The organism is Pseudomonas sp. IT-P294, assembly GCF_949767865.1.
Classification (GTDB): Bacteria; Pseudomonadota; Gammaproteobacteria; order Pseudomonadales; family Pseudomonadaceae; genus Aquipseudomonas.
The window spans coordinates 19692-37181 of the sequence record NZ_CATKQW010000057.1; the positions used below are offsets into that span (position 1 = coordinate 19692).

The window sequence follows — 17490 nt, forward strand, 5'->3', positions numbered from 1 at the left end:
GGAGCGAGCCTGCTCGCGATGGGGCCTGATCAAACACCACCGACACTCAATTAAATTATTTTCAACATTTTGGTGAGGTAAACCCGAGCCCCATCCGTGTAGTGACTGAAACTGCGAGTCATTCGCATTCCGTAGGTTCTACACAGGTCATTGAGCAATGAAGTCCAGGGCAAAATCGGGTTCGGTCAAACAATGGTTGGGTGCCTCTGCACTGAGCTTTTCGGCGTTGGCATTGCTGCCGTTGAGTATTGCGTCGGCCGCTGAGGCTGCCGGCACGCCGCAACGCCCGCCGTTGAGCTTCGCCATCGCCGCCAAACCGCTGCCCCAGGCCCTGAGCGATTTCAGCCGCCTCACCGGCATCAGCGTGGTCTACACCGATGAAGCGCCTTACGGTCTCACCGCGCCGGCAATCAATGGCTCATTGAGCGCCGAGCAGGCGATGCAGCGTCTGCTCAGCGGTTCGGGTTTGACCTTCCGCCGTACCGATGCCCACACCTTCGTACTGGAACCGGTGCCCACCGCCGGCACGTTGAATCTGGGCGCGACGACCATTACCTCGGTGGCCGATCAATCCACAAGCTACCAACCGCCGCCGACCAGTTCGGTAATGCGCTCGTCAGCCTTGCTTCAGGAAATCCCCCAGACCGTCAACGTGATCCCGGCCCAGGTCATTCGCGATCAGGCGCCGCGCAACCTCGATGACGCGCTGGCCAACGTCAGCGGCATCACCCAGGGCAATACGCTGGCGAGTACTCAGGATTCTGTGATGACCCGCGGTTTTGGCGACAACCGCAACGGCTCGATCATGCGCGACGGCATGCCGATCGTGCAGGGCCGTGGCATGAACGCGAGCGTCGACCGCGTCGAAGTGCTCAAGGGGCCGGCCTCGCTGCTGTACGGCATTCAAGACCCGGGCGGCGTGGTCAACATGGTCAGCAAGAAACCCGAGCTCGAGCAATACAACGCCCTGACCTTGCGTGGTTCCACGTACGGCGACGGCAAGAACGGCAGCGGTGGCGGCCTCGACAGCACCGGCGCGCTCGGCACTTCCGGCCTCGCTTACCGCATGGTGCTGGACCATGAAGACGAAGATTACTGGCGCAATTTCGGCACCCACCGCGAGACGCTGGTGGCGCCATCACTGGCCTGGTTCGGCGAGAGCACCACGCTGTTATTCGCCTACGAACACCGTGAGTTCCTGACCCCGTTCGACCGTGGCACCGTCATCGATCCGCGCACCAACCACCCGTTGGATATCTCGCGCAACGAGCGCCTGGACGAGCCGTTCAACAACATGGAAGGCCGTTCGGACTTGTACCACTTCGAAGCCGATCATGAACTCAACGACAACTGGAAGGCCCACTTCGGTTACAGCTGGAACCGTGAAACCTACGACGCCAGCCAGGTGCGCATCACCGCCATCGACACCAACAAAGGCACGCTGACCCGCAGCATGGACGGCACGCAGAATGCGATCAGCACCGACCGTTTCACCACCGCCAGCCTCGAAGGCAACGTCAATGTGCTGGGCTTGCAACATGACGTGGTGGTCGGCATCGATGACGAATACCGCAAGATCTACCGCGAAGACCTGATCCGCCAGAAAAGCCTGAGCACCTTCAGCTACGTCAATCCGGTCTATGGCCGTGAAGTCGCCGGGACCACTGTCAGCCCGGCCGACAGCGCGCAGACCGATCAACTGCGCAGCGACTCGATCTTCCTGCAGGACTCGATTCACCTGACGGATCAATGGATTTTCGTCGCGGGCGCACGCTTCCAGGAATACGACCAGTACGCCGGCAAAGGCGTGCCATTCCAGGCCAACACCGACGGCAACGGGCAGAAGTGGGTGCCGCGTGCCGGCCTGGTCTATCGCTTCACCGATGAACTGTCGTTCTACGGCAGCTACACCGAATCGTTCAAACCCAACTCGACCATCGCACCGTTGAGCGGCAGCAGCACCGTGCTAGACGGCAGCATCGCCCCGGAAGAAGCCAAGTCCTGGGAAATCGGGGCCAAGCTCGACATGCCGGGGCGCATCACCGGCGACATCGCGCTGTTCGACATCAAGAAACGCAATGTGCTGGTGGCCAACTCCGAAGGCCCGGTGACGATTTACAGCGCCGCCGGTGAAGTACGTTCCCGTGGCCTGGAAGTGGATGTGAGCGGCCAGCTCAGTGATCGCTGGAGCATGATCGGCAGCTACGCCTACACCGACGCTTCAGTCACTGAAGACCCGGTCTACCAGGGCAAGCAATTGCAAAACGTCGCCAAGAACAGCGGCTCGCTGTCGGCGGTCTATGACTTCGGCACCATCGTTGGCGGCGATCAGTTGCGAGTCGGCGCGGGTGCGCGTTATGTCGGTGAGCGAGCGGGTAACGCAGTCAACGATTTCGACTTGCCGAGCTACACCGTGGCCGACGCGTTCGCCACCTACGACACCAAGGTCGAAGGGCAGAAGGTCAAGTTTCAGCTCAATGTGAAGAACCTGTTTGATCGCACTTACTACACGTCAGCGGCGAGCCGGTTCTTTGTGTCGATGGGGGATTCGCGGCAGATCTCACTGTCCAGCACGCTGGAGTTCTGATCGAAAACCGCGTCATCGTTCATCGCGAGCAGGCTCGCTCCCACAGGATTTGTGAGCGCCACAGATCTCATGTGGGAGCGGGCTTGCCCGCGATGGCGGCCTGACATTCGCTGCAAATTTCAGCATTACCGCAAAAACGCCTGCCGGTACTCCCCAGGCGTCCCGCCCAAAACCTGCCGAAACCGATTGGTGAAGTGGCTCGCACTGGCAAACCCGCAGGCCAGTGCAATCTCTCCCAACGGTTGAGACGTTGAGCGCAACAACTCCCGCGCCCGGCTCAGCCTGCGCGCCAATACATATTGATGCGGCGGCAAGCCAAAGCTCTCTCGGAACATCCGCGCAAAGTGGTATTCGGACAACGCGCACAACGCCGCCAATTGTCCCAGGCTGATGGCCTCGGCCAATTGAGTGTCGATGAACTCCACCAACTGTCGCCGCTGATGCGCCGCCAATCCTCCCTTGAGCCGCAACCCCTCGCGCATGCCGACCTGACCGAGCAAGACGTGACTGAGCATTTCATGGGCCAGGCTGCTGGTGAGCAGGCGTTCGCCGGGTTCGTCCCAGTTGAGTGTGAGCATTTGCCGAAAACGCCGTGCTTGCAGCGGATCGTCCAGGAAAGTCGCTTCGCGCAATTGCAGTTCGCGCGGTTCGCGGTCCAGCAGCGTGACGCAGCCGAGGGCGAATTGTTCGGGGCTGAAATACACGTGGGCCAGGCGAATGTCGCCATTGATCACCCAGCCCGATTGATGCTCGGCCGGAAGAATGCACAACTTGTCCGGGCCACCCTTGGTGCCGGGCTGGTCGCGGCGAAACGTACCGGTGCCCCCGGCGATGTAGCAGGACAAGGTGTGATGGCTCGGCGCTTCATAATCCTGGGCATCGTGATGGTTGCTCCACAAGGCTGCAGCCATGCCGTCACCGAGCTCGGCGCTGTGCTCAAGGCGAGCATTGGGCGAGCGGTTGAGGGCTTGAAAGACTTGCAGGGATTCCAGTGCGGGCATGATCGCTTCTCTCCAACGCCTTGCATCCTACTCCGTAGGCCTTGCCGTGCCAGCCTCCCGACCGACAAAAGCGCAAGTTTATGCAAGTGCGAAAAGGTGTGGCGCAGGACACTGAACGCCTATTGAGGAGTGTTTGCCATGAACCTGTCGTTGTACTTGCTGACTGTGCTGATCTGGGGCACCACCTGGATTGCCCTGAAATGGCAGCTGGGGGTGGTGGCGATTCCGGTGTCGATCGTCTATCGCTTTGGCCTTGCGGCGTTGGTGCTTTTCGTGATGTTGCTGCTCAGTCGTCGCCTGCAAGTGATGAACCGTCGCGGACACCTGATCTGCCTGGCGCAGGGCCTGTGCCTGTTCTGCGTCAACTTCATGTGCTTCCTGACCGCCAGCCAGTGGATTCCCAGCGGCCTGGTCGCCGTGGTGTTTTCCACCGCAACCCTGTGGAATGCCTTGAATGCGCGGGTGTTCTTCGGTCAGAAAATCGCCCGTAACGTATTGATGGGCGGGGCGCTGGGGTTGTTCGGGTTGGGCTTGTTGTTCTGGCCTGAGCTGGCCGGCCATACCGCCAGCCCGCAAACCTTGCTCGGGCTGGGCTTGGCATTGCTCGGAACACTGTGTTTTTCGGCCGGCAACATGTTGTCGAGTTTGCAGCAAAAGGCCGGTCTGAAACCGCTGACCACCAACGCCTGGGGCATGGCCTATGGCGCGGCGATGTTGTCGGTGTGGTGCCTGGTCAAAGGCATCCCGTTCGACATTGAATGGAGCGCGCGGTATGTCGGTTCGCTGCTGTACCTGGTGATCCCAGGCTCAGTGATCGGTTTCACCGCTTACCTGACACTGGTCGGGCGCATGGGACCGGAGCGTGCGGCGTATTGCACCGTGCTTTTCCCTATCGTGGCGCTGAATGTGTCAGCGTTTGCCGAAGGCTACCAATGGACCGCGCCGGCATTGGTGGGGCTGGTGTTGGTGATGTTGGGCAATGTGCTGGTGTTTCGTAAACCCAAGGCACCGATGGTGCAGGGCAACGGCAAACTCGCTTGATTTGATGGGCAGACGTCTGAAAACGTCTGCCCGTTTTAATCAGCCTTTCCAGACTTGCGGGTTGACCAGGTCTTGCGGTCGCTCGCCCAGCAAGGCGCTGCGCAGGTTGGCCAGGGCGCGGTTGGCCATGGCTTCGCGGGTTTCGTGGGTGGCGGAGCCGATGTGTGGCAATGTCACGGCGTTTTTCAGTTGGAACAATGGCGACTCGGCCAGTGGTTCTTTTTCGTAGACGTCGAGGCCGGCGCCGCGAATCCGGTTGTTTTGCAGCGCTTCAATCAGGGCGGGTTCATCTACGACCGGGCCGCGGGCGATGTTGACCAGGATGGCGCTGGGTTTCATCAGTGCCAGTTCGCGGTGGCTGATCAGGTGTCGGGTTTTTTCGCTGAGCGGGACGACCAGGCAGACGAAATCGGCTTCGGCCAGGAGTTGGTCGAGTGTGCGGAACTGGGCGCCGAGTTCTTTTTCCAGTTCGGTCTTGCGGCTGTTGCCGCTGTAGAGGATGGGCATGTTGAAGCCCAGGCGACCGCGACGGGCGATGGCGGCCCCGATGTTGCCCATGCCGACGATGCCGAGGGTTTTGCCGTGTACGTCGCAACCGAACAGGGGGGCGCCGACGGTGGCTTGCCATTGGCCGGCCTTGGTCCAGGCGTCCAGTTCGGCGACGCGGCGGGCGCTGCTCATGAGCAGGGCGAAGGCGAGGTCTGCGGTGCTTTCGGTGAGGACGTCGGGGGTGTTGGTGAGCATGATGCCGCGTTCGTTGAAGTAGGCGACGTCGTAGTTGTCGTAGCCGACGGAGACGCTGGAGACGACTTCGAGTTGGGTGGCGTTTTGGAGTTGTTCGCGTCCGAGTTTGCGGCCGACGCCGATGAGGCCGTGGGCGTGGGGCAGGGCTTCGTTGAATTGGGCGTTGATGTCGCCGTTTTTCGGGTTGGGGACGATGACGTTGAAGTCTTGTTTTAGGCGCTCGACCATTTCGGGGGTGACGCGGCTGAAGGCTAGGACGGTCTTTTTCATGGGGGGGCTCGTCGGGGCTTTTTGAATGGCTGGCACGCTAGCATTGTTCTTCGCTTTTGTGCGAGTGGTTGGGGGTGTATGCGTGGCGGCCTTTGGGCCGACCATGTTCTCTTGGATGTACCTGGGCTAATTGTGGGAGCGAGCTTGCTCGCGATGGCGGCCTGACAGCCGACCAGTTTCTTTCAGGTGTACACCGAACCCTGTGGGAGCTGGCCTGCCAGCGATGGCGACCTGCCAGCCGACCAGTCTCCTGCAGGTGTACACCGAACCCTGTGGGAGCGGGCTTGCTCGCGAAGGCGGCCTGACAGCCGACCATTTTCTTTCAGGTGTACATATCCATTTCTGCGGTAACGGCCACCTAGGGTTTCGCCCTTACGGCGAGGCACTTTTTTCAAACGCCAAAAAAGTACCCAAAAAGGCTTGCCCCGGCGTTCGGCCCCTCGCTGGGGCTCGGTGTTCCTTCGTTCCGGCATTCATCTGGGGGCATCGCCTCCGGTCTGCTTCGCGACGACCTCCTCTCGATGTGTGCGGCTTCGCCGCACGGCGCTACGCGCCTGCCCCCAGATGAACGCCTCCACTCAGCCTGCCGAAGGGGCGGGTAGATCAAAAGCCAGATCAAGAGCTGCAGGCGAGCTAACGCTCGGCCTGTTGAGTGGTGAAGAGCGAAGCGTGTACGCCGGTCTATTGTGGGAGCTGGCTTGCCAGCGATGGCGCCCTGCCAGCCGACCAATCTCTTCCTGCTACCTTACTGATCGTTCCCTACGCTCCGCGTGGGAATGCAGCCAGGGACGCTCCGCGTTCCAATGGGGCGGGTGGATCAAGATCAAAAGCTGCAGGCGAGCTACCGCTCGGCCTGTTGAGTGGTGAGGAGCGAAGCGTGTACGCCGGTCTATTGTGGGAGCTGGCCTGCCAGCGATGGCGGTGTGTCAGTCAGCATCAATGTTGGATGTCGGACCGCCATCGTCGGAACGCCGCCCGGAGCAGGTTCGCTCCCACAAGGGATTAGCGGTTTAGCGCAGGTTTCGGCAGTTCGACGTTATCCAGCATCCGATTCACCGCCAGCTCGGCCAGCATCACTATCTGCTGAATCGCCATTGCTGTGTGTCGATGCGGGCCTTCCAGATACCCCGCAAAATCACTGGCCATGACACTGGCCTGGGCCAACGACTCGTAGGTGTGGGCCAGCAGGTCTTCGTCTTTGATGTCCGGTGCAACCAGGAACATGGTGCTGGGCTTGCGGTTGGCTGGTGATTTGAGGGCTGCGGGGTTGAGGTAATGGTCCAGCGCGCGTTCGGCGGCTTCGTTGAATTTTTTGGAGTCGGCGGATTCGTAGGGGGAAACGTCGTCAGCTTCCGGGGGATTCGGAGTTTCTTTGATCATTTGGAAGTTACTCAATGGCGATGAAATGGAGCTGCCATCTTTCGATTTCCAGGCGAAAGGGTGGCAACTGTGCGCGGACTGGAAAAACCGGACCACCATCACACCCGGCAGACCCGAAGGCCTCCCGCGCACAGCCGCCATAACAAAGAACTGCGAGCAAAAAAAGCGCCGCAGTATGCCATGAGGTGTGATGGGGGGTTGTCAGGTTTTCCAGACCTGGCCGCTGATTTCGCAGCGACCCACAAAGCCTACCCATTTCCCGTCTGACCCAACAACCGACAGAGTTCGTCGGAAACATCCCGCAAATTCACCGCGTCTGTAGGACCGTGAGATCAGTTCGCCAGCCGAGCCCCACCCAGCGTCCCGCTCAATTCATACGCCGCCAGTTCCGCTTGATGCGCCGCGAGGATTTCCGGCAACGAACCCCGCAGATACTCGACCCAGGTTTTGATCTTCGCATCCAGGTACTGCCGCGACGGGTAGATCGCGTACAGATTCAATTCCTGTGAGCGGTAGTTCGGCATCACGCGCACCAGTGTGCCGTTGCGCAGGCCTTCAATCGCCGCATACACCGGCAACACGCCAACCCCCATGCCGCTGGTGATGGCCGTTTTCATGGCGTCGGCCGAGTTCACCAGGAACGGCGAGCTGTTAATGGTGACCATTTCCTGGCCTTCAGGTCCGTCGAAGGTCCATTTCTCCAGCGGGATCACCGGGCTCACCAGGCGCAGGCACATGTGATTGAGCAAGTCGCTGGGCTTTTGCGCGCAGCCGTTGGCTTTCACGTACGCCGGTGAGGCGCAGACGATGCTGTAGGTGATGCCCAGGCGCTGGGACACGAAACCCGAGTCCGGCAGTTCGCTGGCGAGCACGATGGACACGTCGTAGCCTTCGTCGAGTAAGTCCGGCACGCGGTTGGCCATGGTCAGGTCGAAGGTCACGTCGGGATGGGTTTTGCGGTAGCGGGCGATGGCGTCGATCACGAAGTGCTGGCCGATGCCGGTCATGGTGTGCACTTTGAGCTGCCCGGCGGGGCGGGCGTGGGCGTCGCTGGCTTCGGCTTCGGCTTCTTCGACGTAGGCCAGGATCTGCTCGCAGCGCAACAGGTAGCGCTTGCCGGCCTCGGTCAGGGCGATGCGGCGGGTGGTGCGGTTGAGCAGGCGGGTTTGCAGATGGGCTTCCAGATTGGAGACCGCGCGCGAAACGTTGGCCGTGGTGGTGTCCAGTTGCACGGCGGCGGCGGTGAAGCTGCCGGCCTCGGCCACGTAACTGAAGGCGCGCATGTTTTGCAAAGTGTCCATGGGGTGCTCTCGGGTGCGATGGCAAATTGTGACACGAAGTTACGGGGGCGGTGACCCCGACCAACGGATTATCGCGTTAACGGTAACAAAGATTCACAGGATTCCCAGCTTATCGCCAACAAAGCCCCCCCCTAGAATTGCGGCCTCAGGAACAACTCCCCACCTCAGGAATTTTCAGCAGTGCCGCGTCGCATCAGCAGAGCGCTTCAGACGCTCAGTGTTTTGGCTTTAACCCTGACCATCAGCGGCTGCATCGGAACCGGAGGTATTGCCCCGCAGGGCAAGGCACTGGAGGCCAATTCATTGGCCACCGACGAAGCTATCCAGAGCGCCGCGCAGGACGCTCACTGGCCCACCGCCCGATGGTGGCAGGCCTATGGCGACTCGCAACTCAACCGTTGGATCGACCTCGCCGTGCAAGGCAGCCCGAGCATGGCCATGGCCGCCGCTCGTGTGCGTCAGGCCAAGGCCATGGCGGGGGTTGCCGAGTCTGCCGAATCATTGCAGATCAATGGCGAGTCCACCCTCAAGCGCCACAACTGGCCCACCGATCAGTTCTACGGGCCGGGCGAGTTGGCCAACACCACGACCTGGGACAACAACGCCGCGTTGGGCTTCAGCTATGCCCTTGACCTTTGGGGTCGCGAAAGCAACACCACTGAGCGTGCTGTGGACATGGCGCACATGAGCGCCGCCGAAGCGCGTCTGGCCCAGCTCGAATTGCAGAACAACATCGTGCGCGCCTACATCGAACTGTCGTTGCACTACGCGCAACGGGACATCGTCGAGGCCACCCTGAAGCAGCAAGAGCAAATCCTCGACCTGGCGCAGAAACGCCTGAATGGCGGCATCGGCACCCATTTCGAGGTCAGTCAGGCGCAAGCGCCGCTGCCGGAAACCCACCGCCAGATTGACGCCCTGGACGAAGAAATCGCCCTGAGCCGCAATCAACTCGCCGCGTTGGCGGGCAAGGGACCGGGGGAGGGTGCGCAGTTGCAACGCCCGACGCTGTCGTTGGCCGCGCCGCTGAAACTGCCGTCGTCATTGCCCGCGCAATTGCTCGGTCAACGCCCGGACGTGGTCGCCAGTCGCTGGCAAGTGGCGGCCCAGGCACGTGGGATTGATGTCGCTCACGCCGGTTTTTATCCCAACGTCGATCTGGTCGGCAGCCTTGGCTACATGGCCACCGGCGGCGGGGCGCTGGAGTTTTTGACCGGCAAGAAACTCAACTACAGCGTCGGCCCGGCGATCTCGCTGCCGATCTTTGATGGCGGCCGTTTGCGTTCGGAGCTGGGTGAAGCCTCGGCCGGGTTTGATATCGCTGTCGCCAAGTACAACCAGACCCTGGTCAATGCGCTGAAAAACATTTCGGACCAGTTGATCCGTCGCGAATCCATGGACAAGCAGCAAGCCTTCGCCGCCGAGTCGGTGGCGATGGCGCAAAAGACCTACGACATCGCGATGATCGCCTATCAACGCGGGCTCACCGATTACCTCAACGTGCTTAACGCCCAGACCTTGTTGTTCAAGCAGCAGCAAGTCCAGCAACAGGTGCAGGCCGCGCGGCTGAGCGCCCACGCTGAACTGGTGACGGCGCTCGGCGGTGGACTCGGTGCGGGCGACGATGTGCCCAAAGACAGCCAGACCCAGGCTCCGAAAACCCCGGCGCTTCTCAAGTGAACACAACACCTGTGGGAGCCAGCCTGCTGGCGATGGCGGTGGGTCAGGTGACATCAGCATTGACTGACACACCGCCATCGCCAGCAGGCTGGCTCCCACAGGTTCTCTACCTGACTGAATTACAGTGAGCAGGATTCCATGACTCCCTTGCCCGCACCTTTGCGCTGGCTGTACTCCCTTGAATGGCGCCGGGGTTTGTTCGACTGGGCACGCAGCGACGGCGTGACCTGGGTGTACATTTTCAAGGTGTTGTTCGCCGCGTTCCTGACGTTGTGGCTGGCCATGCGTCTGGAGTTGCCACAACCGCGCACGGCGATGATCACCGTGTTCATCGTCATGCAGCCGCAAAGCGGCCAGGTGTTCGCCAAGAGTTTCTATCGCTTCTTTGGCACCCTGACCGGGTCGGCGGTGATGGTCGCGCTGATTGCCTTGTTTGCGCAGAACACTGAACTGTTCCTCGGCTCGCTGGCAATCTGGGTCGGCATCTGTTCGGCCGGCGCCGCGCGGTATCGCAACTTTCGCGCCTATGGTTTTGTGCTGGCCGGGTACACCGCCGCGATGGTCGGTCTGCCGGCGCTGGCGCACCCGGATGGCGCGTTCATGGCGGCGGTCTGGCGGGTGCTGGAAATCTCGCTGGGGATTCTCTGCGCAACCGTGGTCAGCGCCGCGATCCTGCCGCAAACCGCCAGCGCGGCGATGCGCAACGCCTTGTATCAACGCTTCGGCGTGTTCGCCTTGTTCGTCACCGACGGCTTGCGCGGTCGCAGCAAACCCGAGGCTTTTGAGGCGAGCAACGTGCGCTTTATCGCCGAGGCTGTCGGGCTCGAAGGGCTGCGCAGCGTCACCGTGTTCGAAGACCCGCACATGCGTCGGCGCAACGGCCGCCTCAGTCGCCTGAACAGCGAATTCATGGGCATCACCACGCGGTTCAACGCCTTGCATCAATTGCTCGAACGCTTGCGCAGCAGTGGTGCGGATCATGTGGTCGCGGCGATCAAACCGGGGCTGCAGGACCTCGCCGAATTGCTCGACGGCTTCAGCGGTCGCGCCTTGACCAGCCCCGACGCTGCCCGCCTTACGAACGCCTTGGCGAGCTACAAGGAAAACCTGCCGGCCCGGGTCCGGAGCCTGCGGGCGACGTTTCAGGAGAGCGAGCCGAGCGACGCCGAGCAGCTCGATTTCCACACCGCGTACGAGCTGCTGTATCGCTTCGTCGATGAGTTGCACAGTTATGCACAGACCCACGCCTCGCTGGCCGATCACAGCCATGCGCGGGAGCAATGGGACGAGCCGTTCACCCCGCAAACCAACTGGATGGCCTCGGCCGCGTCGGGCATCCGCGCGGCGTTCATTCTGGTGGTGCTGGGCAGCTATTGGGTGGCGACGGCGTGGCCGAGCGGGGCGACCATGACCCTGATCGCCGCAGCCACCGTGGGCCTTTCTGCGGCCACGCCGAACCCCAAGCGCATGGCGTTTCAAATGGCGAGCGGGACATTTCTCGGGGCGCTGATCGGCTTCTTCGAGATGTTTTTTATCTTCCCGTTGATCGATGGTTTTCCACTGCTGTGCGTGATGCTCGCGCCGGTGATCGTGCTCGGGTCGTTCCTCACTTCGCGGCCGCAATACGCCGGTGTCGGCCTCGGCTTGCTGATCTTCTTCAGCACCGGTTCGGTGCCAGACAATCTCACGGTCTACAACCCTTACGCGTTCATCAATGACTACATCGCCATGGTGCTGGGTATGCTGGTGTGCGCGGCGGCCGGGGCGATCATCCTGCCGCCCAACAGTCGCTGGTTGTGGCGGCGACTGGAGCAGGATCTGCGCGGGCAAGTGGTGTACGCCATCAGCGGCAAGCTCAAGGGTTTGACGTCGGGGTTTGAAAGCAGTACGCGGGACCTGCTGCACCAGGCCTACGGTCTCGCGGCGGGACAACCGCAGGTGCAACGAAACTTGCTGCGCTGGATGTTCGTGGTGCTGGAGGTCGGTCACGCGATCATCGAGTTGCGCAAGGAACAGGCGATCCTGCCGGTGCATCCGGCCTATGCCGAATCCCAGCCGTGGCGCCAGGCGATCCGCGTGATGGGACGTTCGCTGGTGCGGCTGTTTCTGCAGCCGAGCCAGAGCAATCTGGAACGTGGATTGATCGCGGTCGACCATGCGATCAGCCGCGTGCAAGCCACCGACGAGCCGTTCGCGCCGCATTTCGACACATCGGCCTTGCGCCGGGTGAAGAGCTACCTGCACTTCATCCGCACCTCACTGCTGGACCCGCAATCACCGCTCGCCGGCTACCTGAAGGCCAGCGCTGTCGCCAAGCCCCAAGGACTTGAACATGCCTCGTGAAATCGCCTTCCACGGCGTGTACATGCCGACCATGACGCTGATGTTTTTCATCGCCGCGGCGCTCGCCTGGGCGCTGGACCGGTTCCTGTCGGGTTTCGACTTGTACCGCTTCTTCTGGCACCCGGCGCTGTTGCGCCTGAGTTTGTTTACCTGTCTGTTCGGCGCCCTGGCGCTGACTGTCTATCACTGACTTTTTATCACTGAAGAAGGCCCTGATGAAAAAGCTTTTCAGCCTCCTCGCCACCCTGCTGGTACTGGCCCTCGCGCTATGGATCGGCCGGACCCTGTGGGTGCATTACATGGACACGCCGTGGACCCGCGACGGTCGGGTGCGCGCGGACATCATCAACGTCGCCGCCGATGTCACCGGCGAAGTGGTGGACGTTCCGGTGCGCGACAACCAACAGGTGAAGAAGGGCGATTTGCTGATGCAGATCGACCCCGAGCATTACCGCATCGCGGTCAAACAAGCGCAGGCGCTGGTGGCCTCACGCAAGTCGACGTGGGAGATGCGCAAGGTCAACGCCCATCGCCGCGCTGACATGGATGCCTTGGTGATCTCCAAGGAAAACCGCGACGACGCCAGCAACATCGCCGACTCGGCGCTGGCCGATTATCAGCACGCACAGGCACAACTTGAAGCGGCCGAACTCAACCTCAAGCGCACCGAAGTCCGTGCGGCGGTGGACGGTTACGTCACCAACCTGAACGTGCATCGCGGCGACTACGCGCGCATGGGCGAAGCGAAAATGGCCGTGGTCGATATGAACTCGTTCTGGGTGTATGGCTTCTTCGAAGAGACCAAACTGCCGCATGTGCGGGTGGGCGACAAAGCCGACATGCAGTTGATGAGCGGCGAAGTGTTGAAGGGGCATGTGGAGAGCATTTCGCGCGGTATTTATGACCGCGATAACCCGGAAAGTCGCGAGCTGATTGCCGACGTGAACCCGACGTTCAACTGGGTGCGCCTGGCGCAGCGAGTGCCGGTGCGGATTCACATTGATGAAGTGCCGGAAGGAGTGCTGTTGGCGGCGGGGATTACGTGCACGGTGGTGGTTAACTAGACGTTGGACCGAGTTGCGGCCATCGCGAGCAGGCTCGCTCCCACAGGGATTTGTGGTGTTCGCCGCATCTCACAGGGGATTTGTGGTGTTTGCAGAATCTGCGGCGGGCTCGATCAATGTGGGAGCGAGCCTGCTCGCGATGGGCGCGACGCGGACTTAGCCCTTGCAAAACGTCTCATGCAAATGACGCCAAAGCACCTTGCCGTCGGCCTGCTTCTCGAACACCACCGTCGAGCGTCGATCAGAATGCAGGCCGGTTGCATCGGTCTGCCGTTCGCGATAACTCACGGTCGCTCCACCGTCGTAGAGCACAATGCCGCGCAGCTCGCTGAGCTCAATCCTGAACCCGAGTTTCCTGCCGCCCGCCAGCATGAACAACTCGCTCAATGCGTCGAAATCCAGCACCCGGCCCAACGGCGAGATCATGGAAAATTGCGGCGAAAAACGCGCCAGCAGTTGTTCAAGCACAGACTCGTCCAGTTCCAGGGCCAACCATTTTTCGATAGCTATGTGAGCCTGGATGACTTCGTCAAAATATTCGCTGTAGTCGGTCATGGAGTTCTTCCGATATAGGTAGAGCCAATAGGCTCAGCGCTGGATTTGGCGGAGGACGTTGACAAGGACTGGAGAGAAGGGCTGCAACCGATTGTCTTGATCGGGGAGTTGTAACTCTTCAAGCAAGATCGAAAGGACTTCGTCACTTTCAATTTTGAGCTCCGATGGCTCGATGCATTGCGTAAACAGGAGTGACTCAATGAGTGTTTTACGCGTGTTAAACAACGCCAGATTGTTTTTGCGCGTATCACCCAGGTTGAGCACTTTTATCGCGCCAACTGCTCTGGGGGTGAGGCCTTCTACTGCGCCAGAGAGGTAGAACTTAAGCTCGGTTTCGCATTCATCCATCAGGGCGGTGAGCGCAAGCGGTTGGGATTTGTGAGCATTGCCACATTGATTTGGATGGTTGCAGCTGGCAACAATGTTGGAAAAATTCATCGTACGATTCGGGGCCGAATCTTGCGCATCGACATGTTCGTTGTGCGCTGTATCGATAGCGATTGCATGGCAACAATACGCACATAATCCAAATTGTTCTTCAAGGCAGGCCTCGCGTATGGCTTGCCTCTGCGCGTAGGGTAGGTCGTTGTAGCGTTTTCCTGGGTTGCCGCGTTTCCACTGTCCAAGTGATTCGGGCTCTTTGCCTTTGTGAATCTTACGCACTACGCAGCTCCATTTTGCGGATCAATAAGGCGGCTTTGGCCAATTCAATGTGGCCGGCTGGTAGTTCGCCGGAGAGTGCTTCAAATAGCGTCTTTGCAGCTTTTAGCTTCTTGTCCTGAAGTAGATCAAGCAGTTGATCCAGACGCTCTTGAACGTCCGTGTTGCGAACTTCGGTTTCCATCACGCTGAGGAGGACCTGGTTTGCATCCAGTCCATACAAACCTTTTTTCTCGACCAGTTTTCCGTCATCCAGGACATAGCACAGAACGTCTTTGCTATCGCTGATGACCAGCGGTGAATGGGTTGTAAGAATGAATTGGCAGTTGGGGAAGGTTTCTGTCAATTGATGGATCAACCGACGTTGCCACCGGGGATGCAAGTGCATGTCGACTTCGTCGATCAGTACTACGCCGTTACCTTCGAGTGGGTTCTCCAACCCGGGATTCATCATCGCTAATCTGCGTGCAATATCCCCTACTAGCGCCATCATCGACTTTTCCCCTTGCGACAGTTGAGCGACGTTGAGGGTTTTGCCCCCCTTGTCTATCGCCATCAGCAAACGAGGTTTGCGTTGTACGCGAAGGTTATCGAAGCCCGGCATGAATGCCGAGATGGCCTTGCGCACGGCATTGAGCTGTTTGTCGCGAGACGAAGCATGCATGCGCTCGATTTCTTGAATGATTTTCTTATCGGGGGTTGCAATGGCTTTTTTGATGTCACTCAACAGCACGCTCGATATGCCAGATTCATTTTCAATATCTTCGCGTTGTCTGAACCATTCGAAGAAACGAGTGAAATCGACTCCTTGTCCAAGTGCATTCTCGTAACCCTCAAGCTGATTGAAATCGGTGCGTGAGGTCAATTCCAGCGGGATGTCCAGTACTGATCTTTCTACCGGGTAGTAAACAATCAAGGGTAATGATGCTGCTACTTCGGCGATAGATAGCATCTCACCGTAGCAGTGAGCCAAATCTGCAGCGCCCGCCAGGTTACCTTTGTCTAGCGCAACATGGCCTGGACGTAACCGCACGAGCGTCCAGCTAAAGTCCTGCTCGTGTGGGAGATTGAAGTATCCAGGTTCGTGTACGTCGAGGGTGATTGATGCAGTGCTAGCGTCATTGTTGATGCAGTCCTGATCAATCAAAACTCCTTTGCTGCGTTGTGAGCGAATCCTCGCCACCAACCAACTGAGCGATGTCGCCAGTGACGTCAGAATCGTTGTTTTACCGCAGCCGTTATTGCCGACAAACACCGTCACTTTCGAAACGAGCGTGTCCGTCGGCGCAAAGGCAACTTCCAGATCGGTAAAACGTCCGACATTACTCAGTCGGATTTTTTTGATTTCCATCACGTTGCCCTTTTAGGGTCAGTCGGTTGATACAAAGGCGTCGATTATGGCATCCCCTCGGCGTTTTATCAGGTGGTGGCTGTAATTGCTTACAACTGCCCGCGCAACCCAAACCGCTTCATCAACCCCGCCTGCAACAACCCTTTGGGCAACAACCCGGCCAACAGCGGCAACGCCCGGCTGCCATTGCCCAGGCGAATCAGGCGCGGCGGGTTGCTGTGTTGCACGGCCTTGAGCAAACCTTCGGCAAACTCCCTGGCCGGCGTCGGTTTGTCCTGAGAGGCCTTGGCGCGTGCACGAATGCCTTCACGCAGTGGAAACCACGGTGATTGTTCGGTGATCAATTGTTCCGCTTCATGGCCGGCATTCTTGGCGAAACTGGATTCGATGGCGCCCGGCTGGACTTCCATCACGCGAACCCCGAACGGCGCCAGCTCCATGCGCAACGCATCGCTCAAGGCATGCACCGCCGCTTTAGAGGCGCAATACGCACCGGCGAATGGCGTGACCAACACCCCGGAAACGCTGCCGATGTTCACCACCAGGCCTTTGGCGCGGCGCAGCACCGGGAACATCGCCCGGGTCACGCCGACAATGGCAAAGACGTTGGTTTCGAACTGCCGCTGCATCGCCGGCACACCGCCGTCGAGCAACGGGCCCATGGCGCCGTAACCGGCGTTGTTGATCAGCACGTCAAGGCCGCCACGTTGTTGATTGATCTGCTCGCTCAGTTGTTCAAGCGCGGCGGCGTCGTTGACGTCCAGTTGCACGGCCGTAAAACCGGCGGCGGCCAGCGCCGCGACGTCTTCAGTCTTGCGCGCACTGGCCCAGACTTCGTATCCGGCACTCTTGAACACATCGGCCAGGGCGCGGCCAATGCCACTGGAACAACCGGTAATCAACGCAACAGGCATGGCGCGGTCCTTGTGCAATAGAAAAAAGGGAAGATTAGTCTGAGAAACTACCTTGCAAATGTTCGGCGCGAAACTCCAGGGTTTGCGGGCGATAACCGGGGCGCAGCGGCGGCAACGGCAGACAGTCTTCCCAATTGGCGCCGGCCTGCAGTTCGCCGGGGCCGCGATAGCGCGGTGCGGCGTATTGATTGTCGGCCAGGTTGACCGTATCGCCCGGCGCGTACGCGGCGATGCGCCAGCGCAACTCGGTGAGCGGCACGTCGTTGCCATTGTTCATTTTCAGTTGCAAGGGACGGTCGGCCGGGCATTGCTCGGGGGCGTAGGTAATGCGCAGTTCAAGGCGCGCCAGTTGCTTGACCTCGCGGTTGTCCAACCAGATCACCCACGTGGCCACCAGGCCCAGCCCGATGGCGGCCGCCACAGAGACCGGCAATGCCTTGGCCGGGTAGCGCAGCAACAGGATCAGCCAGGTAATGACCAGCAAGACGCCGATGAACATGTTTTAACGCTCCTTGAACTCATGACCACCATCCTACCGAAGGGCCGCGGGAATGGACATTCGCGGTTCAAGGGGCATCTACCGCTGGTCGCTACTGTAA

Annotated in this window: 15 protein-coding genes; 6 read left to right on the forward strand and 9 right to left on the reverse strand. The window is 60.0% G+C overall.

The window, feature by feature from the left end; translation table 11 throughout:
• Positions 1-157 precede the first annotated feature (157 nt).
• Positions 158-2587: a TonB-dependent siderophore receptor gene (locus tag ACM6I0_RS27555; protein WP_414923769.1), complete on the forward strand. Its 2430-nt coding sequence runs from the start codon at positions 158-160 to the stop codon at positions 2585-2587.
• 125 nt (positions 2588-2712) lie between these two features.
• Here ACM6I0_RS27555 and ACM6I0_RS27560 read toward each other — a convergent pair whose 3' ends face one another.
• Complete coding sequence (locus tag ACM6I0_RS27560; RefSeq protein ID WP_285430932.1) at positions 2713-3588, reverse strand: AraC family transcriptional regulator; 876 nt, start codon at positions 3586-3588, stop codon at positions 2713-2715.
• 138 nt (positions 3589-3726) lie between these two features.
• On the opposite strand from ACM6I0_RS27560, the gene ACM6I0_RS27565 reads away from it, so the two are divergent.
• A complete protein-coding gene (locus tag ACM6I0_RS27565) occupies positions 3727-4629 on the forward strand; it encodes a DMT family transporter (protein WP_208669930.1) in 903 nt (300 codons plus the stop codon).
• Positions 4630-4668: 39 nt separating this feature from the next.
• Here the strand turns inward: ACM6I0_RS27565 and ACM6I0_RS27570 are convergent, their stop codons facing one another.
• From ACM6I0_RS27570 to ACM6I0_RS27580, 3 genes are all read right to left on the reverse strand, one after another.
• On the reverse strand, positions 4669-5643 hold the full coding sequence (locus ACM6I0_RS27570) for a 2-hydroxyacid dehydrogenase (protein WP_414923770.1): 975 nt from the start codon (positions 5641-5643) through the stop codon (positions 4669-4671).
• A 1002-nt stretch (positions 5644-6645) separates the two neighbouring features.
• On the reverse strand, positions 6646-7023 hold the full coding sequence (locus ACM6I0_RS27575; protein WP_414923771.1) for a DUF6124 family protein: 378 nt from the start codon (positions 7021-7023) through the stop codon (positions 6646-6648).
• A 332-nt stretch (positions 7024-7355) separates the two neighbouring features.
• Entirely contained in the window at positions 7356-8324 is a 969-nt protein-coding gene (locus ACM6I0_RS27580) for a LysR family transcriptional regulator (RefSeq protein ID WP_208669924.1), read from the reverse strand.
• Between the two features lie 180 nt (positions 8325-8504).
• On the opposite strand from ACM6I0_RS27580, the gene ACM6I0_RS27585 reads away from it, so the two are divergent.
• The 4 genes from ACM6I0_RS27585 to ACM6I0_RS27600 all read left to right on the forward strand — a co-directional run bounded on the left by ACM6I0_RS27585 (position 8505) and on the right by ACM6I0_RS27600 (position 13411).
• Positions 8505-10004, forward strand: coding sequence for an efflux transporter outer membrane subunit (locus tag ACM6I0_RS27585; protein WP_414923772.1), 1500 nt, complete (start codon positions 8505-8507; stop codon positions 10002-10004).
• Positions 10005-10142: 138 nt separating this feature from the next.
• Positions 10143-12347: an FUSC family protein gene (locus ACM6I0_RS27590; protein WP_414923773.1), complete on the forward strand. Its 2205-nt coding sequence runs from the start codon at positions 10143-10145 to the stop codon at positions 12345-12347.
• The gene (locus ACM6I0_RS27595; RefSeq protein WP_008153498.1) at positions 12337-12537 is read left to right on the forward strand and encodes a DUF1656 domain-containing protein; all 201 of its coding nucleotides are present in this window, start codon (positions 12337-12339) and stop codon (positions 12535-12537) included. The genes ACM6I0_RS27590 and ACM6I0_RS27595 overlap by 11 nt, the downstream gene beginning before the upstream one ends.
• Positions 12538-12562: 25 nt before the next feature.
• On the forward strand, positions 12563-13411 hold the full coding sequence (locus ACM6I0_RS27600) for an HlyD family secretion protein (RefSeq protein ID WP_285430941.1): 849 nt from the start codon (positions 12563-12565) through the stop codon (positions 13409-13411).
• Positions 13412-13567: 156 nt separating this feature from the next.
• Here ACM6I0_RS27600 and ACM6I0_RS27605 read toward each other — a convergent pair whose 3' ends face one another.
• From ACM6I0_RS27605 to ACM6I0_RS27625, 5 genes are all read right to left on the reverse strand, one after another.
• A complete protein-coding gene (locus ACM6I0_RS27605; RefSeq protein WP_285430942.1) occupies positions 13568-13966 on the reverse strand; it encodes a DUF4440 domain-containing protein in 399 nt (132 codons plus the stop codon).
• A 33-nt stretch (positions 13967-13999) separates the two neighbouring features.
• Entirely contained in the window at positions 14000-14629 is a 630-nt protein-coding gene (locus ACM6I0_RS27610; protein WP_414923774.1) for a TIGR02646 family protein, read from the reverse strand.
• Positions 14622-15977: an AAA family ATPase gene (locus tag ACM6I0_RS27615; protein ID WP_285430944.1), complete on the reverse strand. Its 1356-nt coding sequence runs from the start codon at positions 15975-15977 to the stop codon at positions 14622-14624. The genes ACM6I0_RS27610 and ACM6I0_RS27615 overlap by 8 nt, the downstream gene beginning before the upstream one ends.
• A gap of 89 nt (positions 15978-16066) precedes the next feature.
• Positions 16067-16891 carry an SDR family oxidoreductase gene (locus ACM6I0_RS27620; protein ID WP_414923775.1) on the reverse strand — a complete coding sequence of 275 codons (825 nt, stop codon included), beginning with the start codon at positions 16889-16891 and terminating at the stop codon, positions 16067-16069.
• A 34-nt stretch (positions 16892-16925) separates the two neighbouring features.
• A complete protein-coding gene (locus ACM6I0_RS27625; RefSeq protein ID WP_285430946.1) occupies positions 16926-17390 on the reverse strand; it encodes a multidrug transporter in 465 nt (154 codons plus the stop codon).
• Positions 17391-17490: the final 100 nt, after the last annotated feature.

Excerpts from the sequence above, each read along its gene's own strand:
- ACM6I0_RS27555 (WP_414923769.1), top strand. The coding sequence starts at position 158 with ATGAAGTCCAGGGCAAAATCGGGTTCGGTCAAACAATGGTTGGGTGCC.
- ACM6I0_RS27560 (WP_285430932.1), bottom strand. The coding sequence starts at position 3,588 with ATGCCCGCACTGGAATCCCTGCAAGTCTTTCAAGCCCTCAACCGCTCG.
- ACM6I0_RS27565 (WP_208669930.1), top strand. The coding sequence starts at position 3,727 with ATGAACCTGTCGTTGTACTTGCTGACTGTGCTGATCTGGGGCACCACC.
- ACM6I0_RS27570 (WP_414923770.1), bottom strand. The coding sequence starts at position 5,643 with ATGAAAAAGACCGTCCTAGCCTTCAGCCGCGTCACCCCCGAAATGGTC.
- ACM6I0_RS27575 (WP_414923771.1), bottom strand. The coding sequence starts at position 7,023 with ATGATCAAAGAAACTCCGAATCCCCCGGAAGCTGACGACGTTTCCCCC.
- ACM6I0_RS27580 (WP_208669924.1), bottom strand. The coding sequence starts at position 8,324 with ATGGACACTTTGCAAAACATGCGCGCCTTCAGTTACGTGGCCGAGGCC.
- ACM6I0_RS27590 (WP_414923773.1), top strand. The coding sequence starts at position 10,143 with ATGACTCCCTTGCCCGCACCTTTGCGCTGGCTGTACTCCCTTGAATGG.
- ACM6I0_RS27595 (WP_008153498.1), top strand. The coding sequence starts at position 12,337 with ATGCCTCGTGAAATCGCCTTCCACGGCGTGTACATGCCGACCATGACG.
- ACM6I0_RS27600 (WP_285430941.1), top strand. The coding sequence starts at position 12,563 with ATGAAAAAGCTTTTCAGCCTCCTCGCCACCCTGCTGGTACTGGCCCTC.
- ACM6I0_RS27605 (WP_285430942.1), bottom strand. The coding sequence starts at position 13,966 with ATGACCGACTACAGCGAATATTTTGACGAAGTCATCCAGGCTCACATA.
- ACM6I0_RS27615 (WP_285430944.1), bottom strand. The coding sequence starts at position 15,977 with ATGGAAATCAAAAAAATCCGACTGAGTAATGTCGGACGTTTTACCGAT.
- ACM6I0_RS27620 (WP_414923775.1), bottom strand. The coding sequence starts at position 16,891 with ATGCCTGTTGCGTTGATTACCGGTTGTTCCAGTGGCATTGGCCGCGCC.
- ACM6I0_RS27625 (WP_285430946.1), bottom strand. The coding sequence starts at position 17,390 with ATGTTCATCGGCGTCTTGCTGGTCATTACCTGGCTGATCCTGTTGCTG.